This is a genomic window from Cupriavidus sp. P-10 (assembly GCF_003402535.2).
GTDB lineage: Bacteria > Pseudomonadota > Gammaproteobacteria > Burkholderiales > Burkholderiaceae > Cupriavidus.
Window position 1 is genome coordinate 1,072,167 of record NZ_AP025172.1, and the last position, 18,209, is coordinate 1,090,375.

The window sequence follows — 18,209 nt, forward strand, 5'->3', positions numbered from 1 at the left end:
CTGCACTGCGCGCACAGGACGCAGGCATGGCAACTTAACGAAATCATGATAGTGAAAGTTGGCTGACTGGTCAACTAGTACCCGGACTGCCGGTTCCGCGCGATCACGCCTGCCTACTGCCGAGCGGCTTCTCCCATGTTGGGACCTACCCCAATTGTTTGGTCACTTGCAGCGAGAGCAACCCTCGAAAAAACACCAACCCCACTATCGGCCCCGGCAGCAGCAGCCAAGCTACGTTGGCCCCGAGACTGCCGATGTTTGCTGTCACTAAGTTGATGGGCAGCACGGTGATGAGGAAGCCAATGCTGTTCTGAATGGCAAATGCGCTTCCCACCAGGTGCGGCGGGCAAGCCCGACCTGAGATGGCTGAGAACTGCGCAGAATCAGCGATGACAGCCACCCCCCATACCAGCAGGACCGCAATGCACAATGACGCACTTGCATGAGCAGCCACGATGGGATAAATCAGGCACATTCCGCCAGACGTCGCTAATGCCACGACTGCAACACGGGCACTGCCGACCCGCTGGCTCATTCTCCCTGCCGCAATACAACCGAATGCGCCGGAGGCGATGATGGAAAACGCGACAAGGGCGGACATCTCCCGTGAGGCCTCCGTCATGACTTCTGCCACAAGGAAGGGCACAGCGGTCCAGAACGCGTAGAGCTCCCACATGTGACCAAAATAGCCGATGGCGGAAGACCGGAACGTCGGGTCACGAAAGACCGTGATTGCCTGCCCCCAGGATGACTTGCGCACGCCCTGACTGCGGGTCAGATACGGCCCATCACCGAGCAATGCGATGATTGCCCCACCCAAAACGGCGAGCGCTGACGACGTCAAAACAACCGCTTGCCAAGACCATCCCCCGCCCAACGCGCGGACACCGTGCGGCAGCGCCGTTCCCATGGTGAGCATCGCCACCAACAAGCCAAGCGTATGGCCAGCATTTGCCTTCGACCAAGAGATGACCATCTTCATCCCAAGGGGATAGATGCCGGCAAGGCAGACGCCTACAGCGCATCTGGAAAGAAGAGCTTGATGGAATGAGAGAGGCGTCAGCGCGAACAACGCATTGAAGGCAGCGCCCAGCAGACAAGAAACGGCGAAGATTCGGCTCGCCTGGAAGCGGTCCGCAAGGCCCGACGTCGACAGGAGAAGCGTCCCGACGATGAAGCCAATCTGCACCGCGCTCGTCAGTTGCCCCAACTGCGATGTTGACAACGACCAAGCGCGTACCAAATCATCCGCGGCGCTGTTGGGGCTGAACCAGAGGGACGTCCCCAGGAGCTGGGCAATGACAATTGCCGCAATCGGATACTGAGAAAGGCGTGTCATTCTTCTTCGAAGCGCTGAGCGCGCCACTCCAAGGCAGCCTTCAGTCCACCGCTACGGGCGATGTCCATGAACTGCACCTTGTCCGGTGAGCCGTGAGATTCAATCGCGTGGTCTATGTCCAGAGCTGTTGCCAGAGCAGCCTCCAACCCCTGGATGTCATATGTCCGTTGAATAGCCTTCTTGGTCTGCTGGACCAGATCAGGGTCCATCCGTGCGATGTTTCGCGCGATTCGCAAAGCGCAATCGAGATGCTCACCAGGGGGCGTAACCTCGCTGACCAAGCCCATTTCCATCGCCAGCTTTGCGCTGACCCGGTCCTGGCCGCTGAGAATGATTCGCTTGGCATGCTTTGGCGACGTCATCCACGGCAGCAGCATCGTGACGATGCCGGCGCCGAACCGCAACTCAGGCTCACCAAAGAACGAGTCCTCCGCGGCGATGGTCATGTCGCAAGCCAGCGCCATCTCAAAGGCGCCGGCCACGCACGGACCATGCACCGCCGCGATGGTTGGTTTTGTACTACGCCAGAACTTCATCGTCGCGGTAAAATCCAGGTCCAGGATTTCCCTCCAGACCTGAGGCCCCTTCGGCCGTCGCTCCATTTGGTCCTTCAAGTCGAAGCCAGAGGAGAATCCGTTGCCGGCTCCGCTAAGGACAATCACTCGCACGCGCTGGTCACCCTCAAACTGCGTCATCGCGTCGCAGATTTCAAGCAGCATGCTTTTGGACAGTGCGTTGAGCCGTTGTGGTCGATTGAGCATCAAGTGAGCGACACCGCTATCGCTTACTTCAACCTGGATTGATTCGAACTGACCGGTAGAGTTCATGATGTTCGTGGCGTAGTAGAAGGACCCTTTCAGGCGTTCCAGAAGGGAAGTTGCTGGACGGGCTGAGTTGCCAGCCATTTAGAGAGTTGGCCACGGTCGACCTTGCCAGTACGTCCCGTTGGCAATTCCGTACCGACGTAGCAAATGTCGGGATGCTTGAACTTCTCAAGCAGACATGTGAGCTCGCTTCGCATCACCCTTGCATCAAGGTTGACGCCTGCTTTGGGTATCAACAGTGCCTGGATTCGCTGGCCCATCACTGGGTCAGTGGTGCCCGTTACCAGGGCAGCTGCGATGCCGGTGCAACTGGTCAGCGCGCGCTCCACCTCGACCGGCGTTACTTTGTTTCCGCCGCGGACGATAACGTCCTTCAAGCGGCCAACGATGGATATGAATCCGTCGTCGTGACGAATTGCCAGGTCACCGGTACGGAACCAACCGTCCTCGAAAGCTGCGGCCGTGAGTTCCTCGTCGCCGAGATAGCCGTTCATCAGGTAGGGGCTCATTAGCTGTAGTTCGCCCGGAGCACCTTCGGCGCCCTCCCCTTCGCTGCTAACGACGCGGAACGAAATACCCGGGAACGGCTTGCCAATGGTTCCCTCGTGCGACTGATAGTCCCTGGGCTCGAGAACAAAGTCGCTTGTTGATGTTTCCGTCAGGCCGTAGACATCATAGAGAGATGCGGGCTGAATAAAGGCACGCAGCGCTACCGAAAGGTCTTTCCCGAGCGGCTCGCCGCCAATGACCATGGCGTTCAAACGTCCTACATCCTGTAGGCGGGCTTTCGCGTGTGCAAGCTGCTCATCCGTTAGGGCGCTAAACGTTGCTCGCACCATGGTTGGCACGACACCTAGAAAGGAGACTCGCTCGCGCGCCAGCGCGTCGAGGAACTCAGCCGGCGAGAATCGCGCCTGTGTTGCCAACCGGCCGCCAGCCAACAGAGTCAGCAGCGCCACCCAGATGCCAAAACTGAAAGTATTGTTCAGCACCAGCATGGTCACTGTCTCGGGTGACAGAGAGAACTGCCGCTGGTTTTGGTCGAGCTTCCCAGAGAAAGCAGTGTGCGAAAGCACGGCAGCCTTTGGCAGCCCAGTCGAGCCCGACGTGAAGATAATCAGCGCCCCATCCCGAAGCGTCTCTCCCCGGCTTTCGTCTGCATGGGGTGCCTCGCCGTCTCGCCACAAGTTGACGAGGCTATCGCTGTCGGAAAGGAGGTCCAACGCAAAGCGGCACTTCGCCTTACCTTGCATGGCTGCCGTTACCGCTTCAGGTGTGGTGCGATGAACCGGTGCGACAACCCCTCCGGCCATCCAAACTCCGAAGAATGCAACGAAATCCAGTGGATGGTTTGAGCACTTCACCATTACTGGGTCGTGTGCCTCGATTCCGACTTCGCGTAGTTGTGTAGCTACCTCGCGAGAGCGCGCCAGAAACTGCGCATAGGTGAGATTGTATCCCTCACCACACAGCGCAATACGGTCACCGTATGCGAGTGCGGCTTTCTCGAGACTGGTTGCGAGATTTCTGTCCACTATATTCACCGATTCGATGAGTTTCTGTTGGGACCTCAGGTCGCGTCGCAGGAACAACCCGTAGCAAGGTTTCCGTCGCCTATGCAACCCGAGGCCCACGCCAGAGAGATACAAGTAGTCCGAGTGCGGATTAGCCGTGCGGAAGCGCGAGTAGCACACCGCCCATTACAGCACACATGACAAAGAAGATGATGAGCGTGTATCCCATGACGCGCCCGAGACCGACGCCAGCAATGGCAAGCAGCGGGATTGCCCACATTGGCTGAATCATGTCCGCAGCACCCTCGCCCAGTGCAACCGCGATGGCTACAGCCGCCGGCGGCACGCCCAGGCTGGTCGCTGCCGGGACGGCAAAGGGAGCTTGCACAACCCAGTGTCCGCCAGCACTTGGCACGAATACGCTGACGATGAGGGAGGACATGAACGTCCAGAACGACAGCGTATTAGTCGAGGAGTACTGGACAAAGATTTCCGACATCCAGTCCGCCAGACCGGTAGCGGTCATGATTCCCATAATCCCACCATACAGGGGGAACTGCAGCAGAATCGGGCCGGCAACCCGAGCGGCATTGTTGACAGCCTTAAGGTATGCATGTGACGACCCGTGCATCAGCAGTCCCAGCAGCAGGAAAATCAGTACAAGCATGTTGAGGTCGAGCTTGAAGGAACCGCTCGCTGCCTTCATGCCGATATACCATGCACCAACGCCCACAAGCAGGAGGTTGACCAGCCGGCTGTGGTTCAACCAGCCAGCGATGGACTTCGGTGCCGGGGGGTCCGCGGCGATGGTGTCTTCCCTCTTCAGCTTCTCCGGGTCTGCCGGCACGGCTTCCTTCGCGCTGGGCATCATCAGCCAGAAGACGAGCGGGATGAGAACCGCAAGCACCAGAAGGGGGATGTAGTTAAGCGGCGAGAACAGAAAATCCTTCATCGGAAGCACCTTGCCGGTGAGCTTCTCGATGATATTCATCGGAGAACCATTACTTGCGCTCAGCAGCGCAATGGAACTCGAAATGCCACACACGTAGAACGACCACCCTGCGTATGCCGCCGCCACCAGCCAGGCGAAATCAACTCGAACTCGCTTGGCAACCTCTCGGGCGAACAGCGCCGTGACCACCAGCCCAAACGCCCAGTTCAACAGGGTGCTAATCAAGGAGACGAAGAACGTCAGGACCATCGCGCCCGCAGGAGTAGTAGCCCTATCTGCGGTTGCAGACAGCAATTTTGCCACCGGTTTTGAAGTGGACAACGCATGCCCGGTAACCAAAGTCAGAGCGACAAGAAAGGCGAAGCTGGCAATCTTGAAGACACCGTCGTACCAGCCGGTGAGGATTTCGGGGACGGTGCCCTTAGGAGCGATTGCATAAGCCAACACGCAAGTCACCGCAGTGAGCAGCACAGCAATGACATACGGGTCGGGCATGACCTGCTCTACCAGGCGCACGCATAGTCGGCTTAGACGCCGAATGAAGCTACCTCCAACAATCGCCTCAGAATCTGTGGGTATCCCGGCGGGTGAGTTCGAATCGGAAAAGGCCATCGCTTGTCTCCGGTTAGCGCAGTAGACATCGGTGCCTGCGATTTGGCAGGCGCGCCGAATTTACAAGTTGACTGGTCATCTAGTTTTTGTGAAAAAGAATGCCGCCAAAAGGCATTTTTCACTCTAGTAATCGGGCTATCTGACAATCCCTATGCCCGTAAGGAAAGGCTTACATCAGCGGGAGGCAGCCAATGCATCGACCAACTCGTTGCGCCTCTGCGCTGCCGGGTAATCCCCTGCTTTCACGTACATGTTTGTCTCCTGAATTATTCTTTTTTACTTAGCTCGCACCGCGAACTGTGATTCGCTCAGACTCGGGAGTTGAAGAGAAGCTTTGCGGGCCAGGGGAATGGCGATACCTGGCCCGCCGGCTTCTCGGTTCGAGTTATGCGAGCAGCGTCGTAACCTTCACCGGGTTCGCGAGCGTGTCGCGGATTGGCGATGCTGCCTCCAGCGCCGCGATGAGTTCCTGCTGCTGTGCTTGCGATGCTTCGGGGCAATCGAGGCGCACCTTCACCTTGATTTCCTGAGCGCCGGGGCGCACAGACTTGTCAATGCCAAGGAAGCCGACCAGGTCGATGTCGAACTCGAGGTCAAGGTCGATTCGCTTGATTTGGATTCCGCGGGTTGCAGCGCAAGCGGCCAGCGTAACGCCGTAGCAACCAGCGAGTCCCTGTAGCACATACTCCGCCGGGCTGACAGCCTGGTCGGTGCCCAGCAGAGAAACCGGCTCGTCCGTCTGAAGACTGAATTTGCCTTGACGGCTCTTGTCGGCCTCGCCAGCCTGACGCAATGCGCCGGTTTGCGATTGCATGCGCAGGGCACCGTTGGACGTGCTTTCCAGCGAGAAGGTAACTTTCCCGAGCTTCGGGTTCTCGCGTACAGCGGCTACCGTTTCGGAAAGGGCTTTGGGGTCCAGATAGGGTTGATTGCTCATGGGTATTCTCCGTGAAGATTTGAAAAAGAAGGCGCTCGTTCGTGCGTAGCTCGGGAGCTACGCACTCAGCACCCCGCTAGCAACTTGCAAATTCGCCTTGACTCAGCATCTGACGGATGCGCTTCTTGTCGATTTTTCCCACCGAAGTGCGGGGAAGTACTTCCGTGACTACCCACTGGCTTGGCACCCACCAACGAGCAACCACTGTTTGCAGCCAGCTGGACAGTTCTTCAGAGTTCGCCGTGACGCCGGACTTGAGAACAATTACCGCTGCCGGACGCTCTTGCCATCGGGGGTCTTCCACCGCAACAACTGCCACGTCATCGATGGAAGGGTGCGACCTGATGGCCTCCTCAAGGGCAAGGGACGGAATCCATTCCCCGCCGGACTTGATGGCATCCTTCGCGCGGTCGGAAAGGCACACGTAGCCATCCGCATCCAAGGTTCCAAGGTCGCCCGTACGCAGCCAGTCGCCGTCGAAGTTCTCGCGGTCATCGCTACCCAGGTAGCTTGCGGTGACCCAGGGACCACGAATCTGGATTTCGCCTACCGTCTGGCCGTCATTGGGAAGAGGACCACCGCCAAGCTCAGCAACGCGGACCTCCAGGCCGCAGACAACACGGCCTTGCGTTGCACGATAGCGAGCCCGCTCCGCGTCGGACGTTGCCCACGGTGGCGCCTTGCAGATTGCAGACATCGATGACGTCTCGGTCATTCCCCAAGCCTGGTGCATGTCGATGCCCATCTCCGCATAAGCGGACGCCAGCGTGGTCGGCACTTGGGCGCCCCCGCAGCTGATGGCTTTGATAGCCCCCAAGTTCCGCCCGCCCCGCGAACGAACCAGCTCCAGCACGTCCGCCCAGATGGTGGGTACGCCTGCCGCCAAGGTCGGCGCGTGCCGTTCGATAAGTCCGAGCAGGTCTTTGGCATGCAGGGACTGACCCGGAAGCACCATCTCCGAGCCGGCCATCAGTGCTGCGAAGGGAATACCCCAACCATTAACGTGGTAGAGGGGAACAGCTGGAAGGATGCGTGTCGTCGCTCCGAGGGCCAGCGAATTGGCCGTACACAAAGACATTGCCTGCAGCCAAAGCGAGCGATGACTGTATGCGACACCCTTCGGCATGCCAGTGGTGCCACCGGTGTAGCAGACGATTGCCGCCTTATCCTCCTTCACGTCGGCCCATTCAACCTGAGGAGTCGCCTTTGCGAGCAAATCCTCGTAGTTGCGTACGGTGACACCAGGGACCTTGGGAAGTCCCTCGGGGATGGAACCCACAAGAATGACTACCTTGACAGCCAAACACTTCGGAAGGATTCGAAGAAGGCGCACACTGTGCGCAGCGTCGCAAACGATAACCTCATCTCCGCCGTGATTAATCACGTACTCGACTTGGTCATCATGCAGCCGGACGTTAATCGTATGGAGTACCCTCCCAGACCCCGGGACTCCCAGATACGCCTCCAGGTGTTCTTGCGTTGCCGCACACAGTGTGCCCACCACAGCATCTGCTGAGCAGCCGAGCGCGCCCAAAGCACTGGCGAGACGGCCGGCTCTCTCAGCGATAACTGCAAACGGTACGCCTTCGACCTTTTCCGGGGTGTACACCCGGGAGCGGCCGGTGACGCGCTGGATGTGGCGCAACAGCAGGGGGACGCCGAGCTGTTGCGCCTGCATCGTGGATTGCATATTGATTCTCCGTTCCACGAAGGAAGCTTAAGCGCGTCCTCTTACTCTTTCGAATCAGCTTCGAGCTTCCCGTAGCGGGAATCGCGCCAGTTGAGCGCACTGCGCAGCCCATCGTTCTTCACGCGCTCGCCGAACTCCGCCTTCTCCGGCGAATACGCCGCATTCAAGGTTGCCGCCAGGTCGAGGTTCACGTTGACAGCATTCCGCAGCCCCATGGCTTCATAGGCCCGCGTCAGTGCAATCTTCGTCAGCTTCAGGGTGATGGGAGGAGTGATGCTGATGCGCTCAGCAAGACGAGTCACCGTCGCCTGCAGGTCCTCAGGCTTGGTCACTCGATTGACCAGACCAAGGCGCTCAGCTTCCGCGGCCGTGACGACATCGCCAGTCAGAAGCAGTTCGTTCGTCTTCTTTTGGCCAATCAGGAAAGGCATGAGCAGCGTGACCGGGCCGGACCCGAAGCGAATTTCCGGCTCACCGAAGTTCGACCGGTCCGTCGCGATAATCATGTCGCAGGCCATCGCGAGCTCACATGCGCCAGCCAGGCACCATCCATCCACAGCGGCGATGGTCGGCTTCGTCACGGACCACACTGCCATCGAAAGGCCAACGTTCCTGGTCAGCGCACCGTGCCAATCTTCGGGGCGTGCAATACCGGCTTCCACTTCCTCGGCAATGTCATACCCCACCGAGAAGTTCTTTCCTTCGCCAGTGATAACGATGACGCGAACTTCGTCGTTAGCCTCGAGTTCACGAATGGTGTTCGTCATCGTCTTGACCACTTCCGACGACAGCGCATTCAGCTTGCTCGGACGATTAATCGTCACCCACGCGGCAGGGCCTCGCAGTTCTACCTTAACAACGGCTTCACTCATTTCAGTCTCCTTTTTGATTTGGTACGAGTTCGCTTATGCGTGGTTACTTGGCATTCACGTCGACCAGGACTCGGCCTTTCAACTTCCCATCGAGCATCCGCTCAGAGGCGCTCTTCACCTCGTCAAGCGAAACAGTGGTCGCGGTGATGCCTTCCAGCATCTGCATCGGGAGGTCGTACACAACCCTCTTCCAGGTCATGATGCGCTCTGGCGTGGGCAACATTACCGAGTCCACGCCAATCAGATTTACATTGCGCAGGATGAAGGGCATGACGGTGGTAGGCAGGTCCGCACCACCAGCCAGGCCGCATGCTGCGACTACACCGCCGTAGTTCATTTCTGCGAGGACTCGCGCCAGAACCTTGGAGCCCACCGTGTCGATAGCCGCCGCCCAGCGCTGGCCTTCCAAGGGACGCGGAGACTCCGCCCATTGCGCGCCATCTGCGAAATCCGCCGCGCCCAGGGTCGCAACGTAATCGTGTTTTGCCGGGTCACCCGTCAACGCAGTCACGGTGTAACCGAGCTTCTTCAGGATGGCGACGGCAACACTACCCACACCGCCCGCTGCACCCGTGACCAACACGGGACCACTCTTCGGACTCACGCCGGCGCGCTCCAGAGCATTAACGCACAGCATGCCCGTGAAGCCCGCGGTACCGACCATCATGGCCTGGCGGGTGCTAAGTCCCTCAGGCAGAGGCACGAGCCAGTCGCTCTTGACTCGCTGGAACTGCGAATAGCCCCCCCAATACTTCTCACCCACGCTCCAGCCGGTCAGAACAACTTTCGTCCCAGCTTTGAAGTGCGGATTGGACGACTCAACCACGGTCCCGGCGAAGTCGATACCCGGCACCAGCGGCCACGATTTGACGATTTTTCCGCGCCCCGTGACGGCGAGCGCGTCCTTGAAATTGAGCGTCGAATAGTCAATCTGCACGAGGGTGTCTTCGTCGGGCAGCGCCTCCAGACCTAGTGTCTCAATGGCAGCTTTGGTTTTCTTCTCTTCTTCCCGAAGAACCAGGGCGCGGAACTGTTCGATTGACATATGGATTTCCTTCGGTTGTTGACGCCACCAGAGGCGGCGCGCATGGCGGGATTTCAAATGCGACGTTGCTTCACCGAGCACCCAGACCACACAAACGTCACTAGATGGCCAGTCAACTATTAACATAATGCGGTGGCCAGCAATTGCGTCCTAGGCCTGTCTATGTGCTCCCCAATTTTCGTCTTGCGCAGGAATCTTTCTAGACAGCCAGTCAACTATATGAGCCCACCACCATCCCGTCAAGGCAAAGCAGGCTTCGGGTTTACGCGACCTCTTCTGTTGAACCAGGGCTGCCAGGAGATGCAAATATCGCCACACCTGTTTTGCGGGCTGGGGCTTCCTGACCTAGCTCTACTTACCACTCCGTCCCACACAACGACGGATTAACAAGTCTCCTCTCCGTGACAAGGCTTCCCCGGAGGCGTGACTTCCGCCATCAACCCTTCGTCCACTTCCGTCACTTTATACGCTGACCTCCATCGCTGCCCAATCGCTAATAGCGACGTCCGATATGCAAAAACTGCCACGATGGAAACCTGCTGCTGGCGGGCCTAGGGTAAACTCTTGGGGCAGAAATGCGGAGGTGTACGTTGCATCATAGGACGGGCCGGCGTGCGAAATCCGACCAGGCGAAGCTCCCAGAGGCGCCACTGACCCGCGTTCGCGCGTCACCGGACGCTCCCGAACATCCCAACCCGCTTCTTCGAGACATGTATGGCCATCGCTACGACCGACATCGCGAGTCTTCCATCTAAGGAAGAAGCGGTGGATATGGTCCCCGCAAACTTGCAAACGGCGACAGTCTCGCTGGACCTTGTCCAGGACTTGCTTGCAAGTCTGCGGGCTGTGTACCCGAATCGCGTTCTGGACGAGTGCCTGAAGCGGGCTGGCATCGTCAAGGAGTTCGTTGACCATCCAGCCTCACGGCTAACGCATGACCAACTGGTCAACCTCTACAAGGAAGTGGCCGCGGCAACCGGTGACGAAATGATGGGACTGTGGAGCCGTCCCATCCGTGCAGGCGCGTTGAAGTACATTGTCCGTGCGGTGCTGGATGCCCCGACGATTAGCGTGGCGCTGTACCGGTTCACCCAGGTCTGGAATCTGCTGCTGGACGACTATCAGCTAAACCTTGCTCAAGGTGAGAGCACTATATGCATGGAGTTGATTCCCCTCTCGCCAGATACGGTCGCGAATCGGTTCGGACATGCCTTGATGCTCAAACTCACACACGGCATAGTCTCATGGCTCGTTGGTCATGAGGTCCCCGTGCACAAAGTAGTCTTTGCATTTCCGCGCCCGTCCTTTGCGGCCGACTACTCGATTCTCTTTCCCGCACCGATTGAGTTTGAGGGGGACATCTCCCGAATCTCGTTCCACCCCGAGTTGGGAAAAGTTCGGCCAGGACGGAGTGCTGCTGACGTTCGCGCCTTCCTGGAAAGAGCCCCACGCGATTGGATTTTCACTTCCTTTCACGAGCATGCGCTCCGACTGAAAGTGCGTGAGTTGCTGTACGCCGATTTGCGTCGCACCCTGAGCGAGGTTGCGCACCAACTGCACATGTCAGAGCGTACACTGATACGCAGGTTGCAAGACGAGGATCTGTCCTTCCAAGGCATCAAGGATGAGTTGCGCAGGGACTTAGCCATGCTGAACTTGGCTCGCAGGGATGTCTCGTTGGCAGAGATTTCATACGCTTTGGGCTTTAGTACGCCCGCCGTGTTCCACCGAGCCTTTCGCCACTGGACCGGAATGACGCCAGGCACCTATAGAAGCGCCCAACAGCAATTGCGTTAGAGCAAGAGTGATGTAAGGAGGGCGGCGACGATGCCAAAGCAAAAGCTCACTGCGGGGGGAACAACAACTCGTCGTCACATGTCCGGCGACGTCGCCCCCATCCTGCAATAGGGGTCAAGCCGGGATAAAGCCGGAAATGACACGCAATCCAAAAAGTAATAAAGAACGCGTTTTTTATGCGCTAATTGCATGGTGCCAATTGCTCCAGCGGTTCGATCTGACGCAGCCAGCCTTGCAGCATCGTGACGATCCGCAGATCGAGGTGGTAGTTTCCGAACCGCTTGACCCCGGTCGTCCCATACGGGCTCATGAAGGCGACATCGGCCGCGGAGACCGGTTTGCCGGCAGCGTGGAGTTCTTGCATGATCCGCATCATGTCGACAGTGTTCTTGCAGAATCACGGCCGAGGCCACCAGATCAATATAGCGCACGCGCTTCTGCTGCTCGTTCAGATCGTTTTCGGTAATGACGTCGCCGCCAAAGTCGAGCCACTTGGTGAAGGCGTGATACGACTCGATCTTGTTGGTCGTCGCCGTAACTTCCTGTCGCATTCCTTCTGCGAGATCCAGCGCAGCAGGTAGACTGTGCGCAGCACGCGACCGAGCTCACGCGCCGCCGCAAACAGCCGGTTGTGACGGCCCTCGTGGCTCAGCTTGCGAAGCAGCATTGGTGACATGACCCGGCCGCTCTGGATCGAAATTGCCACCTGCATCAGATCTTTCCAGTGGTTGCGGATCAGCTGCCAATCAATGACATCGCTGAACAGACGGTCGATGTGCTTGTAGCGGCCGCCCTTCTCCGCCTTGTAGAAGCGGAGATCCTTCCAAACTGCGGATGCGCGGCATCAGCTGGATGCCGTTCAAGTAGGTCAGGTCACGGCAAGCACTGTCCAGCTGCTCCAGTCCCATGTGCCGCTGATTCACGTACGACAGTTGATGTGGCGTCACGCCGTTCGACAAGTGCCGCGCCGCCTGGTTGGGGCCAGGTTGCAACCCATGGCAAAGACGGTAAGCAGATAGGAGACCGCTCCAAACCGGGGGCTGACTAAGCGGCAAGTCGGTGGTCTTCTTCTCCGGTGATGGAGGGATACCAGCGTTCAACGTAAGACCGAAGCTGGTTATTGAGCACCGCGGTCCGGATTTGCAGTAGGTTGTGTGCGTGCCGAGGCCGCCAAGCCATCTGCTGCCGTTTGACGAACCGCTTGCTGACCACCTGGTTGACGGCTGACTCGACAAAACCTGATGCAATGGGCTCGCCATGTCGTGTATCTGCGTCTTGATTTGCCGAAGCTGTGGGGCAAAGGCAAGAAGGTGGCCGCCGATGGCACTCAGTACGACGTCTACAAGCAAAACCTTTTGATCGGCATGCATTTCCGTTACCGCCGCATGGGTGCCGTGGCCTACCGGCATGTGGCCGACAACTACATCGCGGTGTTCCGCCACTTCCAATCCGGCGCCAGGTCACCACGCTGGCTCGCCGGCTGGAAGCGGAACAGGCCACCGACGCGCGGCAGCAGGGGGAGGTGGAGGCGAGCGTTCGCTCGCCCGAGATCCCCGAGCCCAGTCCGGTCCGCGCGGTTGGCATTGACGGCGGCTTCTGAGCTGCCTCCCAGCACATGATCGAGCGGCAATTCCTCTTGCAAAACGTTGACGGTCAGACCATACGACATCAACGCTGCAAACTTCACCTCGAGATACTGGAGTTCGGGACTGACCCGCTCAGGCAAGCAGTTAGCGACCGGACTGAAGCTAGGTGCGTCGCCCAGGCACTGCCGGCAGGGGTACAGCCTCGGACTGTCAATCGACAGCCGCCCGAATGCGCTCCGGAAGACCAAGTGATGGTGGCCTTTGCAAGCCAACGGCACCCCGCACGTGGGACAAACGCTGGTCCGGGCAACTGCCTCGGCAACCTGGCCGTGACCATCGTGCGCTGCAGCCGGCCCAGCAATGATTTCGCCTCCTCCAGATGCAGGCCCAGTGAGCCCACATCCAGGCCATCTCTCTCGAACTGGGCAATCTCGGTGACGGTGGCTGGCGCGCCTCCATCGTCCTGCACTACAAGTTGCAAGCTGATACGCATGGCCGCCCTCCTCCCTTTGAAGCTGCGGCGACCAGTCTACCCCTCGAGTTCTCGCAACCGATCATTGACGATCTGACGGTCAAAGCGACGACCCAGCCAAGTCAGCCACCCGTCGACCTCATCGCGTAGGTCTTCCAACACGATTCGCTCCTCGCGCAGCGACTCGAGCCAATCGAAGAACTCATACCCACTGCGTTCGTCCCTGGCCTCCAGATACTTCTCGATCCCGCCCATGTCCTCGGGCGGGCATGGCCCGCAACCCGCCACGCAACGGGGCAACTGCCCAGGCTGGTACCGCAACATACGCCGCTCCATGCGTATCTCGTGGCGCCACCACGCGTTGAAGTCATACACATAGACGAAGCCTTCGTGTTCGCGGAGATGAAACGCGGTCAGCGGCAGTTCGTTTGCCACTGTGCTGAACTGCAAGACGCCCTCCTGAGCTGCGCCGTAACGCTTGCCACGAATGCTGAACGTGTGCAGATGTTCGTCGGCCCAGCCCATGACGCCCTGAATGACATGGTGCAATTGTCCGAGCGTCAAGTGCTCGGGAACGAGGCCGCGCCGCCAAACCGGCGGGCTCAAGCCGCGCAGAGCTTCGAAGTTGAAGGACGGAGATCGCCGGCCCCGGATCGCAAGCCATGCGCGCATTGTAGGTGCCTCATTGGCCTCTCGGCAGCGGTTCGGTGGTTTGCCCCGATTTGGAGCGCTCTCCTACTCGGGCGTCGGCATTCGAAGGGGCTTGCAAAGGCCGGGCGGGCCTTAGACCATTTCTGACTCACGACCACTCGGCTAACCACCTTTGGTGGGCACATCTTTGTCGCGACTGCGGCCCAAGGCGGGCTAGACAATCGCGACTCGGCGGTAAGACACTCAGCATTCGGACAGACCTCCACTCGCAGGCGGATTCCCAATCAGGACGAACAAGGCGTCAAGCAGTTCGACTCAAGCGGTCGAGGAAGATGGTTGGCCTTTGGCGGCACGCAGAGAAGGGAGGAGGAACAACAATCCCACTAGCGGTCCTGGAGCCAGGTACCACGCCACATAGATGCCTTGCGACGGAAAGCTCGACGTGACCAACATGATTGAGACAATGGTTATCGCAAAACCGAAACTGTTCTGAATCGCAAGCGCACCGCCAACAAGCTCGGGCGGGCAGGCCTGGGCAGAGGCTGCTGAAAACTGCGCGGAATCCGCAATAACGGCGATTCCCCAGACCAACAGTGCGATAAGGCTTACCACTGCTCCGTAGGGTCGGATGAGGGGGTAGACGATACACATGATCCCCGAGACAGCCAGCGCGGTGGCAGCGACGGACTGGCTCCCAAACCTATTGCTCAAGCGGCCAGCGAGCAGGCAGCCGAAGGCACCGACAGCTATAACCATGAATGCCACGGCAGGTACATAGCCCGAAACACCTCGCTCTACATCGCTGCCTTTCAAAGCATCCGCGACAAAGAAGGGGACTAGCGTCCAAAACGCGTAAAGCTCCCACATGTGCCCGAAATAGCCGCACGCTGCGGCGCGAAAGGAGCGGCTTCGGAACGCTCCGATGGAGGCGCCCCAGGAGAGCCTCCCTACGCGTCGGGGTGGGAGGAACGGGCCGTCTCCCAGCGCCAGAACGGCAAGCCCGCCTAACACTGCCAATGCGCTGGAGGTGAGCACTACCAGTTGCCAAGGCAAGCCTCCCCCGGCGGCGCGCACGAGGTGCGGCAGTGCCGAACCCAGTGTCAGCATCGCCACAAGTTGTCCCAAGGCCGACCCGGCGTTACCCCGAGTCCATCCGATGATCATTTTCATGCCAAGCGGGTAAATCCCCGCGAGACAGAGACCGACCAAGAACCGAACGACCATCGCGTCGCCAAGGTCACTCGCCCCCAGCGCGAAAACTCCATTGAAGAGTGCTCCCAGGACGCTAGCGATAGCGAATATCCGGCTTGCTGAAAAGCGATCTGCCAAACCGGTGACGGCAAGCACTAACGTTCCGATGATGAACCCGAATTGAGTACAACTCGTCAATTGCCCGAATTGTGCCGTAGTTAGATTCCAAGCATACGAAAGGCTTTCGACAGCGCTGTTTGGACTGAACCAGAGCGACGTGCCCAACAGCTGGCCGACGACGATAACCGCTTTAGGATTCGGACTGAGCAGCTTCATTGCTGCAGATCCGAACTAGCTGCATACACTTGCGGTGCCGCTCCTCTCGCGAGGATGAAATCATCACCCTCGGCCTCCGCTCGATACCTAACCAAGTCAGCGATAGACATGGTACGGAGACCAAACCGGCCTGCAAAGTTCGCAATCTCAGCACCTTTCATCACGCTGCCGTCGTCGTTCACCAACTCCGAAATCACTGCTACCTCCGGTAGGCCGGCAAGTCGGCAGAGGTCCACCGCCGCCTCAGTGTGGCCACGCCTTTCCAAGACACCACCCGACTTGGCGATCAATGGAAAGATATGGCCAGGGCGTACAAAGTCCGCCGGCTCCATGCTAGAGGCCAACGCGTTGACAGTATTGCAGCGCTCCGTCGCGGAGATCCCGGTGGTGACACCGGCCGTAGCGTCGACCGAAACGGTAAACGCTGTGTGATGTGGATCTTCGTTGTGTTGCACCATCAGCGGAAGATCCAACTCTACAGCCCTCTCCTCGCTAAGAGGCGCGCATACAATCCCCGATGTATGACGAATGATGAACGCCATAATGCCGGGGGTGCAATGAGAAGCGGCTACGATGAGGTCGCCTTCATTCTCACGATCCGCATCGTCGGTAACCACCACTAAGGCGCCGGCCCGAAATTCGGATACTATTTTTTCGATTGGTGCATTCTTCATGATCAACTCCATACACGCCCGCGGAGGAAGCGACCGAGATTCACAAGCACAATGAAGACCTCGGCAATCTGCCTCGAAGCGAATCGTATGACTTCCCGACGGATCTCACACACCAGCGGGGAGGATTTCCGTCCGCCGCGACCTTCACAGACATAGACGAGGGCGTAGGCGCGGCGTACAGCAAGGACCTAACAGTCAATCGAGGCCGCCGATACAGACATATTTCAGTTCGGTGTAGTCGTCGATGCCGTACTTCGAGCCTTCGCGACCCACCCCGGACTCTTTGATGCCGCCGAAAGGCGCAACCTCGGTGGAAATCCGGCCGGTGTTGATCCCCACCATGCCATACTCGAGTTGGCCAGAAACCCGCCAAAAGCGCTTCAAGTCTCGCGTGAAGGCGTAGGCAGCCAAGCCCGCCGTAGTGGCATTGGCGGCGCGGATCACATCCTCCTCCGTGTCAAATCGCGTGATGGGAGCGACGGGTCCAAACGTTTCTTCGGAGTTGATCAGCGCCTCGGCCGGGACATCAGCTAGAACGGTGGGCAAGAAAAAGTTACCCGGCCCTGGAGCACGGCTTCCGCCCGTGGTTACACGAGCGCCGCGTTCTACCGCATCCGCGACATGGGACGTCACCTTTTCTATTGCCCGCTGGTCGATGAGAGGGCCTTGGTCCGCTGGTCCGAGCAGCCCATTGCCAAGACGAAGGGCACTCACTCTGACCGTGAGCTTCTCCACAAAATCATCGTAGATGGCGTCCTGGACGAAAATCCGGTTAGCACATACGCAGGTCTGCCCTGCATTGCGAAACTTTGCTGCGATCGCTTCCGTCACAGCGAGGTCAATGTCGGCGTCGTCGAAAACGATGAAGGGTGCGTTCCCGCCCAGTTCCATCGAAACCTTCTTCATGGTCGCGGCACAAGCGGCAGTGAGCATTTTTCCAACCGCTGTCGATCCGGTGAACGTGAGCTTTCTCACCAGAGCATGGCCGGTAAGCACTGAGCCGATCGCTGCCGGGCCGCCCGTGACGACGTTGATGACGCCCTTCGGGATCCCGGCCTCCTGCGCAAGGAACACCAAGGCCAACGCGGATAAGGGCGTGACATCGGAAGGCTTCAAGACGACCGTGCAGCCTGCGGCCAGCGCCGGAGCAAGCTTGCGTGTCACCATCGCGGAAGGGAAGTTCCATGGCGTAATTGCCGCTACCACGCCAACTGGTTCCCGGAAAACCAAGAAACGGGTGTCCTGAGAGTGACTCGGAATAGTGTCTCCGTAAACTCGCTTGCCCTCCTCGGCAAACCACTCGATGAACGAGGCCGCATAGCGAATTTCATTGAGAGCCTCGGCAGCCGGCTTGCCCTGCTCTGCGGTAAGGAGCGTGGCGAGATCTTCCTCGTGCTGAAGCACGAGCATGTGCCATGCTTTGAGCCGAAGGGCTCGCTCTTTCGCGGGCAGGGAGCGCCATCTCGCCAAGGCCGCATGCGCAGCCTCTACAGCGCGCTCTGCTGCGTCGGCACCAAGATTCGGAACGGTGGCGATTATCTCCCCGGTGGCCGGATTCTCAATATTGATCTTGGCACCGCCTGCTTCATCGGTCCACTCGCCATTGATAAATGCTTGCGTACGCACGAGGTCGGGGCACTTCAGCAAGCTTGCAATCGAGTTGTTCATGTCTTGTCTCTGACTTTGAAAACGTGGCACATGCCGTCGCTGCGTTTGA

Annotated in this window: 14 protein-coding genes and 4 pseudogenes; 2 read left to right on the top strand and 16 right to left on the bottom strand. The window is 58.8% G+C overall.

The genetic code is table 11. From position 1 onward, the window contains the following. Positions 1-145: 145 nt before the first annotated feature. From CTP10_RS34895 to CTP10_RS34930, 8 genes are all read right to left on the bottom strand, one after another. Positions 146-1,339, bottom strand: coding sequence for an MFS transporter (locus tag CTP10_RS34895; RefSeq protein WP_116322770.1), 1,194 nt, complete (start codon positions 1,337-1,339; stop codon positions 146-148). Continuing rightward, positions 1,336-2,166, bottom strand: coding sequence for an enoyl-CoA hydratase/isomerase family protein (locus CTP10_RS34900; protein WP_116322769.1), 831 nt, complete (start codon positions 2,164-2,166; stop codon positions 1,336-1,338). Before CTP10_RS34900 ends, CTP10_RS34895 begins: the two co-directional genes overlap by 4 nt. Positions 2,167-2,195: 29 nt before the next feature. Beyond that, positions 2,196-3,698, bottom strand: coding sequence for a class I adenylate-forming enzyme family protein (locus CTP10_RS34905; RefSeq protein WP_158577734.1), 1,503 nt, complete (start codon positions 3,696-3,698; stop codon positions 2,196-2,198). A gap of 130 nt (positions 3,699-3,828) precedes the next feature. Beyond that, positions 3,829-5,124 (bottom strand): TIGR00366 family protein, encoded by a 1,296-nt coding sequence (locus CTP10_RS34910; RefSeq protein ID WP_233528362.1) that lies wholly within the window; start codon positions 5,122-5,124, stop codon positions 3,829-3,831. Between the two features lie 502 nt (positions 5,125-5,626). Then, on the bottom strand, positions 5,627-6,178 hold the full coding sequence (locus CTP10_RS34915) for an OsmC family protein (protein WP_116322766.1): 552 nt from the start codon (positions 6,176-6,178) through the stop codon (positions 5,627-5,629). A gap of 76 nt (positions 6,179-6,254) precedes the next feature. Beyond that, on the bottom strand, positions 6,255-7,868 hold the full coding sequence (locus tag CTP10_RS34920; protein ID WP_116322765.1) for a long-chain-fatty-acid--CoA ligase: 1,614 nt from the start codon (positions 7,866-7,868) through the stop codon (positions 6,255-6,257). 41 nt (positions 7,869-7,909) lie between these two features. Then, on the bottom strand, positions 7,910-8,740 hold the full coding sequence (locus CTP10_RS34925) for an enoyl-CoA hydratase/isomerase family protein (RefSeq protein WP_116322764.1): 831 nt from the start codon (positions 8,738-8,740) through the stop codon (positions 7,910-7,912). A 43-nt stretch (positions 8,741-8,783) separates the two neighbouring features. Beyond that, positions 8,784-9,785 (bottom strand): MDR family oxidoreductase, encoded by a 1,002-nt coding sequence (locus CTP10_RS34930; protein ID WP_116322763.1) that lies wholly within the window; start codon positions 9,783-9,785, stop codon positions 8,784-8,786. A 771-nt stretch (positions 9,786-10,556) separates the two neighbouring features. Between CTP10_RS34930 and CTP10_RS34935 the strand changes: the two genes are divergently transcribed. After that, the gene (locus CTP10_RS34935) at positions 10,557-11,582 is read left to right on the top strand and encodes an AraC family transcriptional regulator ligand-binding domain-containing protein (RefSeq protein ID WP_116322794.1); all 1,026 of its coding nucleotides are present in this window, start codon (positions 10,557-10,559) and stop codon (positions 11,580-11,582) included. Between the two features lie 181 nt (positions 11,583-11,763). Here CTP10_RS34935 and CTP10_RS41440 read toward each other — a convergent pair whose 3' ends face one another. The 3 genes and pseudogenes from CTP10_RS41440 to CTP10_RS34945 form a co-directional block, all read right to left on the bottom strand. Then, the gene (locus CTP10_RS41440) at positions 11,764-11,946 is read right to left on the bottom strand and encodes a hypothetical protein (RefSeq protein WP_442875249.1); all 183 of its coding nucleotides are present in this window, start codon (positions 11,944-11,946) and stop codon (positions 11,764-11,766) included. 85 nt (positions 11,947-12,031) lie between these two features. After that, positions 12,032-12,357, bottom strand: a pseudogene (locus CTP10_RS41445) (Tn3 family transposase); the annotation flags it as partial. Positions 12,358-12,626: 269 nt separating this feature from the next. Then, positions 12,627-12,845, bottom strand: a pseudogene (locus CTP10_RS34945) (ISKra4-like element ISBte1 family transposase); the annotation flags it as partial. Between CTP10_RS34945 and CTP10_RS41450 the strand changes: the two are divergent. After that, positions 12,845-13,027, top strand: a pseudogene (locus tag CTP10_RS41450) (Tn3 family transposase); the annotation flags it as partial. The pseudogenes CTP10_RS34945 and CTP10_RS41450 sit on opposite strands and share 1 nt — an antisense overlap. Here the strand turns inward: CTP10_RS41450 and CTP10_RS41455 are convergent. The 5 genes and pseudogenes from CTP10_RS41455 to CTP10_RS34975 form a co-directional block, all read right to left on the bottom strand. After that, positions 13,003-13,308, bottom strand: coding sequence for a hypothetical protein (locus tag CTP10_RS41455; protein ID WP_442875268.1), 306 nt, complete (start codon positions 13,306-13,308; stop codon positions 13,003-13,005). The pseudogene CTP10_RS41450 and the gene CTP10_RS41455 overlap by 25 nt on opposite strands. Positions 13,309-13,697: 389 nt before the next feature. Beyond that, positions 13,698-14,312: a plasmid pRiA4b ORF-3 family protein gene (locus CTP10_RS34960; protein WP_116322762.1), complete on the bottom strand. Its 615-nt coding sequence runs from the start codon at positions 14,310-14,312 to the stop codon at positions 13,698-13,700. 294 nt (positions 14,313-14,606) lie between these two features. Continuing rightward, positions 14,607-15,818: an MFS transporter gene (locus CTP10_RS34965; protein ID WP_116322761.1), complete on the bottom strand. Its 1,212-nt coding sequence runs from the start codon at positions 15,816-15,818 to the stop codon at positions 14,607-14,609. A 68-nt stretch (positions 15,819-15,886) separates the two neighbouring features. Continuing rightward, a pseudogene (gene ribB, locus CTP10_RS34970) lies at positions 15,887-16,492 on the bottom strand (3,4-dihydroxy-2-butanone-4-phosphate synthase); the annotation flags it as partial. A 195-nt stretch (positions 16,493-16,687) separates the two neighbouring features. Continuing rightward, positions 16,688-18,160: an NAD-dependent succinate-semialdehyde dehydrogenase gene (locus CTP10_RS34975; RefSeq protein ID WP_116322759.1), complete on the bottom strand. Its 1,473-nt coding sequence runs from the start codon at positions 18,158-18,160 to the stop codon at positions 16,688-16,690. Between the last annotated feature and the right edge of the window lie 49 nt (positions 18,161-18,209).

Excerpts from the sequence above, each read along its gene's own strand:
- CTP10_RS34895 (WP_116322770.1), bottom strand. The coding sequence starts at position 1,339 with ATGACACGCCTTTCTCAGTATCCGATTGCGGCAATTGTCATTGCCCAG.
- CTP10_RS34900 (WP_116322769.1), bottom strand. The coding sequence starts at position 2,166 with ATGAACTCTACCGGTCAGTTCGAATCAATCCAGGTTGAAGTAAGCGAT.
- CTP10_RS34910 (WP_233528362.1), bottom strand. The coding sequence starts at position 5,124 with ATGCCCGACCCGTATGTCATTGCTGTGCTGCTCACTGCGGTGACTTGC.
- CTP10_RS34915 (WP_116322766.1), bottom strand. The coding sequence starts at position 6,178 with ATGAGCAATCAACCCTATCTGGACCCCAAAGCCCTTTCCGAAACGGTA.
- CTP10_RS34920 (WP_116322765.1), bottom strand. The coding sequence starts at position 7,868 with ATGCAATCCACGATGCAGGCGCAACAGCTCGGCGTCCCCCTGCTGTTG.
- CTP10_RS34925 (WP_116322764.1), bottom strand. The coding sequence starts at position 8,740 with ATGAGTGAAGCCGTTGTTAAGGTAGAACTGCGAGGCCCTGCCGCGTGG.
- CTP10_RS34930 (WP_116322763.1), bottom strand. The coding sequence starts at position 9,785 with ATGTCAATCGAACAGTTCCGCGCCCTGGTTCTTCGGGAAGAAGAGAAG.
- CTP10_RS34935 (WP_116322794.1), top strand. The coding sequence starts at position 10,557 with ATGGTCCCCGCAAACTTGCAAACGGCGACAGTCTCGCTGGACCTTGTC.
- CTP10_RS41440 (WP_442875249.1), bottom strand. The coding sequence starts at position 11,946 with ATGCAAGAACTCCACGCTGCCGGCAAACCGGTCTCCGCGGCCGATGTC.
- CTP10_RS34960 (WP_116322762.1), bottom strand. The coding sequence starts at position 14,312 with ATGCGCGCATGGCTTGCGATCCGGGGCCGGCGATCTCCGTCCTTCAAC.
- CTP10_RS34965 (WP_116322761.1), bottom strand. The coding sequence starts at position 15,818 with ATGAAGCTGCTCAGTCCGAATCCTAAAGCGGTTATCGTCGTCGGCCAG.
- CTP10_RS34975 (WP_116322759.1), bottom strand. The coding sequence starts at position 18,160 with ATGAACAACTCGATTGCAAGCTTGCTGAAGTGCCCCGACCTCGTGCGT.